Genomic DNA, 15,139 nt, shown 5'->3' with positions numbered 1-15,139 from the left:
CGGCCCGGTCTCAGCCTCGGAAGCTCCACGCCCTCGGCGCGGTCGCGGCGGCGAGCACGGCCTCCGGCACCGGCCGACCGGGTCGCCGACGCAGCAGCAACGACAGGCCGGCAGCGCCGATCGACAGCGCACCCGCCACGTACCAGGCCATCGCGTAGTCGCCGAGCCGGTCCCGGACCAGCCCCGCGCCGGTCGCGGCGAGCGCCGCGCCGAACTGGTGCGCCGCGAACACCCAACCGAACACGACGGCGCCGGCCCCACCGAAGTACTCCCGACACAACGCCACCGTCGGCGGCACGGTGGCCACCCAGTCCAGGCCGTAGAAGACGATGAACACCAGCATGCTCGGCTCGGCGGTGCCGGAGAACAGGCTCGGCAGCACGAGCAGGGACAGTCCGCGCAGCGCGTAGTACAGGCCGAGCAGCAACCGACTGTCCACCCGGTCGGTGAGCCAGCCCGACGCGATGGTGCCGACGATGTCGAAGAGCCCCACCAGGGCGAGCAGCCCGGCCGCCGTGGTCTGCGGCATGCCGTGGTCGTGCGCGGCCGGCACGAAGTGCGTACCGACGAGGCCGTTGGTCGTCGCCCCGCAGATCGCGAACCCGCCGGCCAGCAGCCAGAACGGCCGGGTCCGGGCCGCGGCCGCCAGCGCGCCGACCGCTCGGGTGGCCGCGCCACCGGTCGCCGGCGGTGCGGCAACGACCTCGGTCGCGCCGTAGGCGGGCAGACCGAGGTCCGCCGGGTGCTCGCGCAGGAACCACACCACCAGGGGTACGACCGCCAGCGCCGCTCCGGCGACGACGAGCGCCGCCGTCCGCCAGCCGTGGTCGCGTACCAGGATGGCGATCAGTGGCAGGAACACCAGCTGCCCGGCGGCCCCGCCGGCGGTCAGCACCCCGGTGACCAGGCCCCTGCGGCGGACGAACCAGCGCCCGGTGACGGTGGCCACGAACGCCAACGCCATCGAACCGGTGCCCAGCCCGACGAGGACCCCCCAGCAGAGCAGGAGCTGCCAGCTGGCGTTCATGAAGACGGTCAAGCCGCTTCCGGCGGCGACCAGCAGCAACGCCACCGACACCACCCGGCGGATGCCGAACCGGTCCATCAGGGCGGCGGCGAACGGCGCGGTCAGCCCGTAGAGCAGCAGGTTGACCGAGACGGCCGCCGAGATCGTGGCCAGTGGCCAGCCGAACTCCTCGTGCAGCGGGTGCAGCAGCACCGACGGGGTGGCGCGGAAGCCGGCCGCGCCGACCAGCGCCACGAAGGCGACGGCGGCGACCAGCCAGGCGGGATGCAGACGGCGGTTCTTGGTCACCGGACCAGTCTGGGCGGGGTTCACCGCGGCGACGAGTGGCCGGAAAGCCATCATGCGCAATAATCGGGCCATGACCGTTCGCCCGCACCGGATCGCCGTACTCGCCCTGGATCAGGTCGTCGGCCTTGACCTCGGCACCCCGTCGCAGGTCTTCAGCACCGCCCGGTCCGCCGACCAGACGCACTTCTACGACGTGCGGGTGTGCACCCCGGGTGGGCGACCGGTCCGCAGCACCGCCGGCTTCCAGGTGGTCCCCGACCATGGCCTGGAGCTGCTCGACACCGCCGACACCGTGATCGTCCCGGGCATCCACGCCGGCAACGCCCTGACCATGGGCACCCTCGAACCGGAGGTGGCCGGGGCGCTGCGCGCCGCGCACGAGCGCGGTGTCCGGATCGTGTCGATCTGCACGGGAGCGTTCGTGCTGGCCGCCGCCGGGCTGCTCGACGGTCGTCGGGCGACCACCCACTGGGCGTACGCCGAGCAGTTCCGTCGCCTGCACCCCCGGGTGGACCTCGACCCGGGGGTGCTCTTCATCGCCGACGGCCCGGTGCTCACCTCGGCCGGGGTCGCCGCCGGGATCGACCTCTGCCTGCACGTCATCCGCCTCGACCACGGCAGCGAGGTGGCCAACCGGGCGGCCCGCCGCTGCGTGATGCCTCCCTGGCGGGACGGCGGTCAGGCGCAGTACATCGAACGGCCGGTGCCGAAGGTCGCCGACACCAGCACCGCGGGCGCGCGGGAGTGGGCGCGGCAGCGGCTGCACGAGCCGATCGCCCTCCGCGACCTGGCCGAACAGGCACGGATGAGCGTGCGCACCTTCACCAGGCGTTTCCGGTCGGAGACCGGCCTGAGCCCCGCGCAGTGGCTGCTGCAACAACGCACCGACCACGCGAGGCTGCTGCTGGAGACGACCGACCTCACCGTCGACCAGGTGGCCCACCGGTCCGGTTTCGGCACCACCGCCGCCCTGCGCCAGCAACTCCACCAACGCATCGGCGTGGCACCGTCGACCTACCGCCGCACCTTCCACCCCCGCCCCGAGCTGATCGACACCTGAGCGAGCGCTGCCGCCACACCACCGGCGCGGCCGTCCCCCGCCTCCACATCCGGCGGCACCACCCCACCGCACGACCGGCCGCGCTGCCCTCGCCGAATGCTGCTGGCATCGACGCGACAGCGGGCATTGCAGCGATGAGCGATATACCTGTGAGTCATATCTATGACTCACAGGTATATCGCTCATCAGACCGAATCCCCGGGGCCGCCCGCTCCGCTTGACGACGGGCCCGACCGGTCGACCCAAAGGCTGAAGCCGAGCACGGGGCGGGCCACCCACCAGCCGAGGCCGAACAGGGCCAGGTCCCTCAGACGCGGAGCATCCGGAGTTGGGCCTGGTGCTTGGGCAGGTGGACCCGGGTGTGCAGGTCCAGGGTGCGGGACCACGGCAGCGACTCGTCCACGACGAGGTCGAAGCCCTCACGGAGGTGCGTCTCGACCGGGGTCTCCGCCGCCAGGCCGAGCTGGTCGACGAGCCCGCACAGGCGGTCACTGGTGGTGTGCAGCAGGGCGGTCAGACCCCGCAGGCCCCCCTGCTCGGCGGCCAGCGCGTCGAGCTGCGGACGGTGGATGTCCTCCTCCAACTCGTAGTAGGCGAACGGCGACCCGGCCAGCAACGCCTCGGTGGCCTGGATCATCAACTCGTCGTTGGCGACCAGATGGGCGACGATCTGCTCAGCGTTGAGCTGCCCCTCCGGTGCCGGACCGAACCCACCGGCATCCACCTCCGCCAACAAGGCCCCGTAGGCCCGCCGCAACCCCCCGCTCTCCGCCATCCCCCCAGTCAACCCGCCCCACGGGGACTTAGCGGCGGGATTGGCGGGAGCGGAGGTAGTCGGAGACCACGTACTCGCCGAGGTCATCGGTGTCCGGCGTGAACATGCGGCCCCGACTGCGGCGCGCCACCGCGTCGACGAAGCGCCGCAGACCCGGGTCGTCGCCGAGCATGAACAGGTTGAGCGTCGCGCCGTACCGACTCAGCCGGTCCACCTCACGGACCGTCGCCTCGATCGTCTCCGGAAGCGGCGGCCAGTGGAACAGGGCCTCCCCGTCGTCCGGGTCCAGGTGCGCGGTGGGCTCCCCGTCGGTGACCACCAGCACCACCGGCTCGGCGTCCGGATGCCGACGCAGGTGGCGTCCTGCCAGCCGCAACGCGTGCTGGAGGTTGGTGCCCTGCTCCATGTCCGGCTCGACGGCGGCCAGCTCCTGCTGGGTGAGCGTCATCGCCTCCCGGCCGAAACCCACGATCTGTAGGGCGTCCTGCGGGAAGCGCGTCTCCATCAGGTGCGCCAGCGCCAACGCCGTCTGCTTCATCGGACCCCAACGACCCTGGGAGATCATCGAGTACGACAGGTCGACGCAGAGCACCACCGCCGCCGAAGCCCGCTTCTCGGTCTCCACCACCTCGAAGTCGTCCACCGCGAGCTGCACCGGGACCGTCGCCCCGCCCCGACTGACCGCCCGGGTCAACGTCCGGACCACGTCCAACGGCTGCTCGTCGCCGTACTCCCAGGGTCTGGACGCGCCGCTGACCTCGCCGGCGGCCCCAGCGGAGCGCAGGTCGTGCTGGCCTCGCGGCCCGGCGGTCAGGTCGTTGAAGACCCGTCGCAGCGCCGTCCCACCGAGCCTGCGCAGCGCCTTCGGGCTCAACGTGAGCCCTTCCGCATCGCGACTCACCCAGCCCTGCCGGCGTAGCTCCCGCTCCAGATCGCGCAACCGGCGGACGTCGTCGGCCGCCTCCCGCCCCAGCGTGCGGGCCACCGCTTCGACGTCCACGTCGTCCAGGGTCGCCCCCGGGTGCTCCTGGTCGAGCTGGTCCAACAGGTCGTCCAGCTCGCCGATCTCACCCAACGCTCCGGCCGCGTCGGCGTAGCCCAGCGGTTGCTCGCCCCGGACCCGCTCGCCACGCCCCCACCGCAGGTCAGGGCGCAGCGCCCGGAGGTTTTCGTCGAGCGCTGACAACTCCCCCGCGAGGCGGTCGCCGAGCGACTGTTGCATCAGACCGGCCAACTCGGCGCGCTGCCGGTCGGACAGCGAGTTCATCAAGCGCTCACCCGCCGCCGAACGGCGGGCCAACACGTCGATCAACTCGTCGACGGTCTCCGGCTTCTCTGGGAAGAAGTCGCCGTGTCGACGCATGAACTCGGCGAACGCGTCGGTGGTGTCCTCCGCGCGACCGTGCCGGGCCAGCAGGTCGTTCAGGTCACCCATCATCTCGGCGAGCCGCTGCTGGGCGGCCGGGTCGGCGGACGCCCGCACGGCGTCGCGCAGCCCGGCGAAGCGCTGACCGAGCACGTCGTCGCGGAGTTGGTCGAGAATCTGCTGGTACGAACGGCGGGCGTCGTCGCTGGCCCACTGGTAGCCGGACAGTTCCTCCACCGCCCGCGCTGTCGAGCGGGGCAGGTTGTCCAGCACCGACTCGGCGAACCGCGCGGCGTCGTCGTCACGGCCCCGAAGCTCGTCCCGCTCGGCGGCGAGAGCCTGGTCGAGCAGGGCCTGGGCCCTGGTCACCGCGCCGTCCAGGTCACCGCGACGCAGCGCCTCCCGGCGCAGCCGCCGAGCCCGCGCCGCCAGGTCGTCCAGCCCACCCCGCCCCTTGGGGCCACGGCGCAGCAGATCACGCAACGCCTCTCGCAGGCTGCCGCCGGCCAGCACCTCGGCGCCGACGGCGTCCACTGCCTCCCGCACGTCGTACGGGGGTGCCAGCGGGTCGGGCCCGCCGGTCCACTGCCCGTACCGGAACCGGTTGCCGGCCACTGTCAGCCCCGGCCGCCGTAGACGGTGCGCCCGGAGTCGGTGACGTCCTTGCCGAGCCGGCGGGTCAGGTGCAGCCCTTCCAGCACGAACTCGACGGCAGCCGCCGCCTCCTCCGGGGTGGGCGCGTCGCCCAAACCGAGCCGGTCGAGGACCTTCGCCAGACCGGGCACCGTGCCGACCTGCCGCAGCAGTTCGGCGGCGCCGACCAGCTCGCCGGTCTCGATCGCCGCCCCGTCTCCGACGAGCGCCGTGAAACCGGACAGGTCCAGCCCGGACAGGTGCGCCCGGAACGTCTCGGCGGTCGCGGTACGCAGCAGGTGCGCGAGGATCTCGATCTCCCGCCCCTCCTCGCCGCTCTCGAACTCCACCTTGCCGCGCAGGGTGCTGGTCACCGACACGGCGTCGCCGACCCGGGCCACCGCCGCCTCGGGGCGATCGTCCTGGTCGCCGACGGCGGCGAGCAGGCCGGAGCGGCGCAGCGCGGCACCGGCGACGGTCTCGGCGGCGGCGATCGCGAACCGGGCGGACACGCCGGAGCGCGGGTCCACCGACGGCGACTCCCGCACCGCCCGAGCGAAGCGGGCCAGGACCTCCAGCACATGCTCCGGCACCTCGGCGACCAGGTCGGCCTCCTGCCGGATCAACGCCAACTCGAGGTCCAGGTCGACCGGGTAGTGGGTGCGGATCTCCGCGCCGAACCGGTCCTTGAGCGGAGTGATGATCCGACCCCGGTTGGTGTAGTCCTCCGGGTTCGCGCTGGCGACCAGGAGCAGGTCCAGCGGAAGCCGCAGCTGGTAGCCGCGGACCTGGATGTCCCGCTCCTCCAGCACGTTGAGCAGGGCCACCTGGATCCGCTCGGCCAGGTCGGGCAGCTCGTTGACGGCGAAGATGCCGCGGTTGGTGCGGGGCACCAACCCGAAGTGGATGGTTTCCGGGTCGCCGAGGGTGCGCCCCTGGGCGATCCGGATCGGGTCGACGTCACCGATCAGGTCGCCGACGCTGGTGTCCGGGGTGGCGAGCTTCTCGCCGTACCGCATCGAGCGGTGCAGCCAGCCGACCGGCTGGTCGTCACCGGCCTCGGCGACCTGGGCGCGCGAGGCCGGCGTGAGCGGGTGCATCGGATGCTCGTTGAGCACCGAGCCGGGGATGACCGGCGTCCACTCGTCGAGGAGCGCGCCGAGCGAGCGGATCAGTCGGGTCTTGCCCTGACCGCGCTCGCCGAGCAGCACCATGTCGTGCCCGGCGAGCAGTGCCCGTTCGACCTCGGGCAGCACGCTGTCGTCGTACCCCACGATGCCGGGGAAACGGGCGTCGCCGGAGCGCATCCGGGCGAGGAGATTGTCGCGGAGTTCCTGCTTGACGGTGCGATATTGGTGACCGGCCGCCCGTAGCGCGCCGAGCGTGCTGGGCAGGTCGGCCGGTGGAACCGGGATTACCTGGTTAGGCGCAGTCACCCGACCCACGCTAGCTCACGTCGGAGTCGACCCACGCCGATACGGAAAGTGATATCCGAGACGCCCTCTGGATACGCCGATCGGTGGGCTGTGGCACGTGGTCTCCGCCCCTATACTCACGGTTAGCTCCGCCGCCACGACCGCCGCACAATGGTCGTGACCGACGGGGTCACGGCCCGGCCATCCGATGGTCAACCTCTCCCGGCGCGGAGGTGCGGTGCTGTACTTCTTCCTCAGTTACGCGAGGGGCGACGAGGACGCACTGGTCCAACGTCTTTACGAGGACCTCAGCGCAGAGGTACGGCTGATCGCGGGTCTACCCCGCGACGAGCGGGTCGGTTTCGTGGATCGGACCATCCTGCTTGGCGAGCGGTGGCCGCAGCGGCTGGTCGAGGCGCTGAGCACGTGCCGGTCGTTCCTCGCTCTGATGACCCCGAGGTATTTCCAGAGTGAGGCCTGCGGTCAGGAATGGCAGATCTTCGCCGACCGCACTGCCCGCTTCGACCAGCAGAACGGCGTGGACAGCTCGCTCCTCAAACCGCTGATGTGGATTCCGGCCCGACCCGGCCGCATCCATCCGGTCGCGTCCCCCCTGCAATATTCCTCCCACAGCCTCGGTGACCTCTATCAGCGGCTGGGGGTGCGGCAGTTGATGCGGCTCCAGCGGCACAGCGACGACTACCGCACGTTCCTCTTCGAGCTGGCCAACCAGATCGTGTCCAGTGTGGAGGAACACCCCCTGCCGGACGTCCAACGTTCCATCGATCTCCGGTCCGTCGTCAGCGCCTTCCACCGCCCCGCCGGCGCCGGGCCACTCACCGCCGACGTCGACCAGTTCGCGCCGATGCTGGTCCACTTCATCGTCGCGGCGTCACACCGGGACGAGATGAGCACGGTACGCCAGCACGTGACCACCTACGGCGACCGCGCCTTGGCCTGGGCACCGTACGGACCGCCGTTCCCCGACCCGGTCGTGGACTACGCGCGTGAGATCGCCGCCGACCACAGCTACCGGTCGACGATCGTGGACCTGACCGAGCTGGCCCGCCGCGCCGAGCAGGCGGCCCGATACAACCAGATCATGGTGCTGATCGTGGACGCCTGGCTCACCCGCCTGCCTGAGCAGCGGCATTCGCTGACCGCCCATGCCGCCGCCGCCCTGCGCGACGGTGGCACCACGGCGGTGCTGATCCCGAGCAGTCGTGACGACACCGAGACCCGAGAGCACTGGCAGTCGCTGTCCCGCGCCTGTCGGGAGATCTTCGACGAGTTGGCCTCGGACGACGAGCTGTACCGATCCAACATCCTCACCCACCGCGCCTTCCAGGAGGAGCTGCCGGAGGTGCTGGAGGTCGCCCGTAACCGGGTGTTCAGCCGAGGAGCGGTGCACCGGCCTCCGGGCCCCGCCACCGACTCCCGACCACCACGCATCGACGGGCCCTGGGGGGCGGAAGGCGACGACACCGCAGCGGAGGACGGCCGTGACGACGAGCGCTGACCCGGGCATCACCGGCGACGGTGTCGAGGGTCGAATCATCACGTTCTACTCGTACAAGGGCGGCACCGGTCGCACCATGGCGCTCGCCAACGTGGCCTGGATCCTGGCGTCCAACGGGTACCGGGTGCTCGCCGTCGACTGGGACCTGGAATCCCCCGGTCTGCACAAGTATTTTCACCCGTTCCTCCTCGACAAGGACCTGCGGACCTCGACCGGGGTCATCGACATGGTCCGCGACTACGCCGAGGCTGTCGTTCGACCGTTGGAGGAGACGGAGGACGAGGACTGGCTGGGCAGCGCGGCCGACGTGCTGCACCACGCCGTCTCGCTGCAATGGGACTTCCTCGCTCCCGCCGCTGCCGTCCTGCCCTCCGCGGGTCCGGTCGCGCGGGGCAGTCTGGACCTCCTGCCGGCCGGCAGACAGGACACGGCGTACACCAAGGCCGTGAGCACGTTCGACTGGCAGGCGTTCTTTGAGAAGTTGGGGGGCAACAGCTTCCTCGACGCATTGGCCGCGAGCATGCGGGAGCACTACGACTACGTGCTGATCGACAGCCGTACCGGTGTCAGCGACGGCGCCGGCATCTGCACCGTGCGACTGCCCGATGCCGTGGTGACGTCGTTCACGCTCAACGACCAGAGCATCGACGGAGCTGCCGGCGTCACCCGTTCCATCATCCGGCAACGCGGCGACCGGCCGGTCCGGATCCTGCCGGTGCCGATGCGGGTCGACAACGCCGAGCAACTCAAGTTGGAGGCGGGGCGTGACCACGCGCGCCGCCGCTTCGCGCCGCTGCTGCCGCGCACCTCACCTGAGGAGAGCGACAGGTACTGGGGCGAGATCGAGATTCCCTACCAGCCCTACTACGCGTACGAGGAGATCCTGGCCGGTTTCGGCGACCGGGCCCACCACGAGGGCACCCTGCTCGCCGCCTACGAGCGGTTGACCAAGGCGATCACCGAGGATGCTGTCGACAGCCTGCCAGCCATGGTGGATCGGCTGCGCCGCCAGTGGTTGGCCAAGTTCGAGCGGCAGCGCATCTCCGGTGCGACACCCGACGTGTTCATCAGCTATGTCTCCCTCGACCGGTCCTGGGCCGAGTGGATCCGCGACGAGCTCCGGTCGGCGGGCCTGCACACGGTGATGCGGGAGGTCGACTTCCCGGCCAGCCCTGATGGCGGGGCGGCGACGGCCGTCGGTTTCAAGGACGCCACCCGGCTGGTGGTGCTGCTGTCCCAGGAATACATGCAGTCCCCGAACGCCGGCGAGCTGTGGTCCCAGGCCACCACCTTCGAGGCGGGCAGCGGCGGCACCTTCCTGGTGCCCGTCCGGCTGGACAATTCCCGCGCGCCGGCGGTGTTCCTGGAGCGGGTCCCGGTGGACCTGGTGGGCGCCACCGAGGAGGAGGCCGCCAGCCGGTTGCTCGAAGCACTGGACCACCCTGCCCGCCCGGTGACCGACCCGGAGGGCGCCGGGCAACGCCGACGCTTCCCGGGCAACGAACCGCCGGTCTGGCGGGTGCCGTTGCCGCGTAACGTCCAGTTCGTCGGCCGCAGCCCGCTCCTGGAGGAGATGCGCGACTGGTTGTCGTCGGCCGAGGCCCGGCACACTCCGCTCGCGCTGCATGGTCTGGGCGGCGTCGGCAAGAGCCAGATCGCACTGGAGTACGCCTACCGCTTCCGCGCCGAGTACGACGTCGTCTGGTGGATCTCCGCACAGCAGCCGAGCGTGATGCGGCTCGCCCTGGCCTCGCTCGCCGACCGGCTGGCCGCCAAGGCGGACACACCACTCGGGGGCAACGTCACCGAGCGGGTCCAGTGGGTGCTGGACGCCCTGCGTCGGGGCGACCCGTACCGGCGGTGGCTGTTGGTGCTGGACAACGCCGACGACCCCGCCGAGCTGCACGACCTCATGCCGCAGGGCCCCGGGCACGTGCTCGTCACCACGCGCAACCACGTCTGGGCGCGGCACGCCCGCAACTTCGAGGTGGGCCCCTTCGACCGGGTGGAGAGCACCACGTTGCTCCGTCGGCGGACCCCCCGCCTGCCCCTGGCCGACGCGGAGATGGTCGCCGCGCGCCTGGGCGACCTGCCGCTCGCCGTGGAACAGGCCGGGGCGTGGCTGGCGACCACCGGCGAGTCGGCCACGCAGTACCTGCGGCGGCTACGCCGCTACCTGCCCGGCATGCTCTCCGACGAGCTGCCCACCGACTATCGGCAGACCGGCGCGGAGCCGTGGCTCGTCTCGCTGGAGAGCCTGCGGGAGCGCAACCCGGCGGCGGCGAAGCTGCTGGAGGTCTGCGCGTTCTTCGCCGCCGAGCCGATCCCGATGTCGCTGCTCTACGACGACAGCTTCGTCAACGTGCTGCTCCCCTACGATCCCTCGGTACGCGATCCTCTGCTCATGGGTCGCGCGTTGCGAGATGTCGGCCGATACTCACTGGCCCGCATCGACAACGTCCGCGGACGCACCCAGGACGGCGGCGACGACGGCAACCAGGCCAGCCTGCGCATGCACCCACTGGTGCAGGAGCTGATCCGGGAGTCTCTGTCCGACGAGGCCAAGGCGGAGAACCGGCGGCACGTGCACGCGATCCTGGCCGCCGCCAACCCGAAGGACCCCGACCAGCCCCGCAACTGGTCGGTCTACGCCGATCTCTGGCCCCACCTGCTGCCGTCGAAGACCCTCAACTCACCGCAGCCGGAGGTTCGGCAACTGCTGCTGGACGTGGCCCGTTACATGTGGACCCGGGTCGACTTCGCCACCTGCTCGGAGCTGGCCGAGAAGGCGATCGAGGCGTGGCGGGCGGAGCACGGCGCGAACGACCCGCCGACCCAGATGATGCGCTTCCACCTCGCCAACGCGCTGCGCCTCGAAGCACAGTACAAGGCCGCGTACGAGATCGATCGGGACGTGTACCAGCGGCTCTCCGACACTCTCGGCGAGAACCACGAGTACACGGTGATCGTGGCCGGCAGTCTCGCCGCGGACCTGCGCGCGCTGGGGTTCTTCGAACGGGCGCGCGAGTTGGACACCCGGACGGAGGAGTTGGCCCGCGAGGTGTTCGGCGAGGAGCACTCGCGGGCGCTGATCGCCGCGCACAACCTGGCCCTGTCGCTGCGTCTGGTCGGTGACCTGCGCGGGGCGTTGCGGCTCAACGAGCGCACGTTGACGCGCCGCCGCGACACCCTCGGGCCGATGCACCCGTTCACCCTCTTCTCCGAGGGGCAGTACGGCAGGGACCTCCGCGACACCGGCGACCTCACCGAGTCCCGACGGGTCCTGGAGGCGGCCGTGCAGGCGGACCGGCAGGTGCTCGGGGAGGAGGACAGCGAGACCCTACGGGTGAGCAAGAGCTACGCGGTGACCCTGCGGAAGCTGGGCGAGTTCGAGCGGGCCCACGCGTTGAGCGCGGACGTGCTGGTCCGTTCCCGCCGCCGGCACGGTCCCGATCATCCGGACGTGCAGGCCGCCGCGATGAATCTGGCCTGTGACGAGTCAGCCCTGGAGGACGACGCGGGCGCGCTCCGCCGGGCGCGCCCGGTGTACCGCTGGTATCGGGACGCGATGGGCGAGGACCATCTGTTCACCCTGGCGTACGGCAACAACCTGGCCATCTTCCTGCGGAAGGCCGGGGACCTGGACGCGGCGTTCGCGTTGTCCGACGAGGTCGTCAACCGGTTCACCGAACAGATCGGCGCCGACCACCCGTACACGCTGGCGGCGAACATCAACCTCGCCAACTGTTGGTACGGGCGCCGGGAGTTCGCGGCGGCCCTCGCCACCGACCAGGACTGCTACGAGCGGGCCCAGCGCATCCTCGGCCCGTCGCACCCGGACACTCTGGCGGTGGCGAACAACCTGGCCACGAGTTTGAGTGTCGCCGGCGACCACCGGGGCGCCCGCGCCCTGCGCGACGCGGTGATGCCTCTCTTCCGCCGTGTCCTGGGTGAGCAGCACCCGAACACCATGGCTCTGGTCGAGGCGAACCGCCTCAACTGCGATCTGGAACCGCCACCGACGTGACCGACGGTTCTCCGTCGGGTTCGATGCCCGGTGCCGCCACGCAGGTCACCGGCGTTAACCAGTGGGACAGCTCCAACGGGTCCTCCGGGTGCCCGTCCGTACGCAGCTGCCGGTATACCGCGCGGCACAGCTCCGGGTCGGCCCCGCCGGTCTTCTGCGCCGCCGTCAACCGCTGCTCGGCGAGGGCCAGTCCGACCCAGGCGGACAGCAGTTCCGGGTCGGCGCACACCTGCCGGCGATAGCTCTCGCGTGCGGCGAGGTCATCCCCGGCGGCGAGGGCGAGGTCCCCGTCGGACGCCGTGGGCAGTGCGTCCACGAGGGGTTCCGCGCCGGTGCGCAGCCGCATGAACCGCTCCGGATCGGTCAACCGCAGCCGGACCAGGTCGAGCCGCGGGCTGAGGCTCAGCCAACGGCCGTCGGCCGGCTCCACCCGCAGCACGACGGTGACGGCGGGGCAGGGCAGTCCGGCCGCGCGGGCGGCGGCGAGCTGGCTCACGACGTGTGGGTCCGGTCGGCGGTTCCGCAGCCGCCAGACCGTCCAGTGGTCCTCGGCGGCCTCCCGGGCGAGTTCGGCAGCTCCCTGATCCACCGGGTCCCGCCAGTCGTCGATGACCCGCCGCAGGCCGGCGACGAATTCGCGGCCGGCGGCGGTCAGGCGGCCGAACGACTCGATGTCCGCGCAGGTGCGGGACACACGGTCGCGCCAACGGGCGAACTCCACCTCGGCCATCCGGGCCGGGCCGCCGGTGAGCAGCGCGCGACGCCCCCGCCAGAACTCGGTAACCGCGATGAACGCGTACACGCCCTGGAGGGCGGCCCCGAGGGGGCGCGGGTCGTCGCGCCAGGGGGCGTAGTAGTACCGACTGTCGTCGCGCTCGTAGAGGGGTTCGACGTCGAGCGTGGCACCGAGTTTGGCGTGCTGGAACTCGTGCAGCAGGCCGAGCGCGAACGCCTGCCCGTCGATCGGACGGGTCATCGAGACCGAACCGAACGCGTCCATGCTGGTGACGTTGACCCCGGCGCTGACCGAGTCGGCCACCAGCGGCACGAGCCAGCCCAGTCCCTCGGCGATCGCCTCGGCGTGCCGGCGGTGGTGGCGTACCAGGATCGGCCACGCGTCGTCGAGCAGCTGTTGCCACTCGGCGACCTCGGCGGGTGTGAGCCGCTCGGCGGCGCAGAGCCGGTGCCGGTCCCGGTACGGGTCGAGGTCGTCGAGGGTGATCCGCAGCGTCAGCCCGTCGGCGGTGCTGCGCAGTCGGTGTAGGCCGGACCAGCCGGCGCTCTCCGCGCCCGGTCCCGGGTCCGACGGCGAAGCCGGTGACACCTCGACCGGCCCGATCAGGAGTCGCGGCCCTTTCCGCGAGATGGTCACCCGCTGCGCGTCCCCGACCCGCGCCAGCCCGAGCGTGGGCAGGTAGACGGCGCCGTGGTGCGGCACGACGCTGATCTCGAAGTCCATTCCGGCCCGGAGGGCCGCCACCGCGGCGAGCGACCCGAGCGCCGTCAACTCGGCTTCGACGGGCGATTCGGGCGCCGACCGCACCACCAACCCGCCGGTCGTACGGCCGGCTGCCGCGTCGGACGCCGGAGCGGACGGTGTCGGCGTGCGCAGTCGCCGGAGCGCGCCGGCCAACCAGGCGCCGGTGTGCGGCAGGGCCAACACCGCCGGCCCCGCCTCGGGTGACCGGCCCGCCGCCGTCGCCCAGAGCCCGAAGTGCCGGCGGGTCTCCGCCGAATCCACAGTGTCGAGCAGGACGCGCAACTGGAGCATGCGTTTGCTCACCTGGCCGTCGCGCAGCAGTCGGATGGTCCGCTGGTCACCGAGGCCGGCCGCGAGCGCCGCCAGGTCCTCGGGGGTGAGCCGGTGGTATCCCGTCACGACCGCCCCCGGGGCATGGCTGCCAGATCCGCTCGGAGGCGTCCCTCGACGTGGGCGATGAGGTGCAGAAGATCGGGACAGTAGACGGACGGGTTGGTGAAGCTTCCCGCCCGGTACCGGTGCGGATAGTTGCCGCCACCGCAGACCCGGTGCACCGGGCACGTACGGCAGGTGGCGGCGAGCGCGTCCACCCCGATCTGGCGGGCGATGACGGCGGGGTGGTGCAGCACGTCGTCGAAGGTGTCGGTGAAGACGGTCAGGTCGGTGTCGACCGCGCCGGGGTAGGTGGAGCGCAACGTGTCGACCTGCTCGTACGCCCCATCGGTGTTGATCACCACGGCGGCCACGGGGCTCAGCCCGAGGGACTCCGTCCGGCTGCGCCCGCCGAACAGCAGGTTGATGAGTTCCTCGAAGAGTCGGACCCGGGTCAGCCGGGGCGAGGTGTCGTACCAGGCGTCGAAGGCTGTCGCCAACCAGGTGCCGTAGGGGCTCGGGTCGGCACCTCGCCGTGGTGGCGGCGCCTCCCAGTTGGCGTGCGGGAGCAGGAAGTCCACCATTGGCGGCCGGTACGACAGCAACGCCTCGTAGGTCTGTCGGGGGTCGGCGGCAAGGTCGACGACGCAGAGCACGCCGGCGTACGCGTCGGGCCGCTCGGCGAGCAGGCGCAGGGCCCGGTCGACCTCGTCGTAGCTGCTGCGGCCCGACGCGTACCGCCGGTGCCTGTCGTTCGCCGTCCGGTCGCCGTCGAGGCTCACGCCGATCCGCACCCGGGCGTCGGCGAGCAGGGTGAGGGCGTGTCGGGTCAGGAGGGTGCCGTTGGTCTGCACGGTGATCTGGGCCTGCGACGGGGCGATCGCCTCCCGGAGTCGGCTCGCCATCCGGACCAGGTTGGGAGCACCGACCAGGAGTGGCTCGCCGCCGTGCAGGACGATCCGTACGGCGGCCTGTCGGTGGGCGTGGACGTGTTCGCGTATCCGCTCGCAGGCCTGGTCGAAGACGTTCGGGGCCATCAGCAGCGGGTCGGCGAGGGCGCTGCGGTCCGCCAGTTCGTACATGTAGCAGTAGTCGCAGGCCAGATTGCACCGGCTGTGGACCTTGAGGATGAACTCCGAGAACGGGACGGGCCGTGGGCGGGTGGACATGCCGCCCT

9 protein-coding genes are annotated in these 15,139 nt (G+C 71.5%); 3 read left to right on the top strand and 6 right to left on the bottom strand.

The features are described from left to right. Positions 1–10 precede the first annotated feature (10 nt). Positions 11–1,315, bottom strand: a complete 1,305-nt coding sequence (locus tag O7631_RS10295; protein WP_278144031.1) for an MFS transporter — start codon at positions 1,313–1,315, stop codon at positions 11–13. A gap of 52 nt (positions 1,316–1,367) precedes the next feature. On the opposite strand from O7631_RS10295, the gene O7631_RS10290 reads away from it, so the two are divergent. Then, positions 1,368–2,375 carry a helix-turn-helix domain-containing protein gene (locus O7631_RS10290; RefSeq protein ID WP_278144030.1) on the top strand — a complete coding sequence of 336 codons (1,008 nt, stop codon included), beginning with the start codon at positions 1,368–1,370 and terminating at the stop codon, positions 2,373–2,375. 307 nt (positions 2,376–2,682) lie between these two features. On the opposite strand, the gene O7631_RS10285 is transcribed toward O7631_RS10290, so the two are convergent. From O7631_RS10285 to O7631_RS10275, 3 genes are read right to left on the bottom strand one after another with little or no spacing between them, the layout of a single operon-like run. Next, positions 2,683–3,150 (bottom strand): hypothetical protein, encoded by a 468-nt coding sequence (locus O7631_RS10285; RefSeq protein ID WP_278144029.1) that lies wholly within the window; start codon positions 3,148–3,150, stop codon positions 2,683–2,685. A 28-nt stretch (positions 3,151–3,178) separates the two neighbouring features. Next, the gene (locus tag O7631_RS10280) at positions 3,179–5,131 is read right to left on the bottom strand and encodes a VWA domain-containing protein (RefSeq protein ID WP_278144028.1); all 1,953 of its coding nucleotides are present in this window, start codon (positions 5,129–5,131) and stop codon (positions 3,179–3,181) included. Between the two features lie 2 nt (positions 5,132–5,133). Beyond that, on the bottom strand, positions 5,134–6,594 hold the full coding sequence (locus O7631_RS10275) for a sigma 54-interacting transcriptional regulator (RefSeq protein WP_278144027.1): 1,461 nt from the start codon (positions 6,592–6,594) through the stop codon (positions 5,134–5,136). A gap of 208 nt (positions 6,595–6,802) precedes the next feature. On the opposite strand from O7631_RS10275, the gene O7631_RS10270 reads away from it, so the two are divergent. Together O7631_RS10270 and fxsT are read left to right on the top strand one after the other, a co-directional pair. Beyond that, entirely contained in the window at positions 6,803–8,083 is a 1,281-nt protein-coding gene (locus tag O7631_RS10270; RefSeq protein WP_278144026.1) for a TIR-like protein FxsC, read from the top strand. Further along, positions 8,067–12,110, top strand: coding sequence for an FxSxx-COOH system tetratricopeptide repeat protein (gene fxsT / locus O7631_RS10265; protein WP_278144025.1), 4,044 nt, complete (start codon positions 8,067–8,069; stop codon positions 12,108–12,110). The genes O7631_RS10270 and fxsT overlap by 17 nt, the downstream gene beginning before the upstream one ends. Here the strand turns inward: fxsT and O7631_RS10260 are convergent. Together O7631_RS10260 and O7631_RS10255 are read right to left on the bottom strand one after the other, a co-directional pair. Then, positions 12,079–13,989, bottom strand: a complete 1,911-nt coding sequence (locus O7631_RS10260) for an HEXXH motif domain-containing protein (protein WP_278144024.1) — start codon at positions 13,987–13,989, stop codon at positions 12,079–12,081. The genes fxsT and O7631_RS10260 overlap by 32 nt on opposite strands. Then, positions 13,986–15,131, bottom strand: a complete 1,146-nt coding sequence (locus tag O7631_RS10255) for an FxsB family cyclophane-forming radical SAM/SPASM peptide maturase (RefSeq protein ID WP_278144023.1) — start codon at positions 15,129–15,131, stop codon at positions 13,986–13,988. The genes O7631_RS10260 and O7631_RS10255 overlap by 4 nt, the downstream gene beginning before the upstream one ends. Positions 15,132–15,139: the final 8 nt, after the last annotated feature.

Origin of the sequence: Micromonospora sp. WMMD967 (genome assembly GCF_029626165.1) — a bacterium.
Classification (GTDB): domain Bacteria; phylum Actinomycetota; class Actinomycetes; order Mycobacteriales; family Micromonosporaceae; genus Micromonospora; species Micromonospora taraxaci.
The sequence above is the reverse complement of the archived record's forward strand: the minus strand, read 5'-3'. Positions and strand labels throughout refer to the sequence as shown.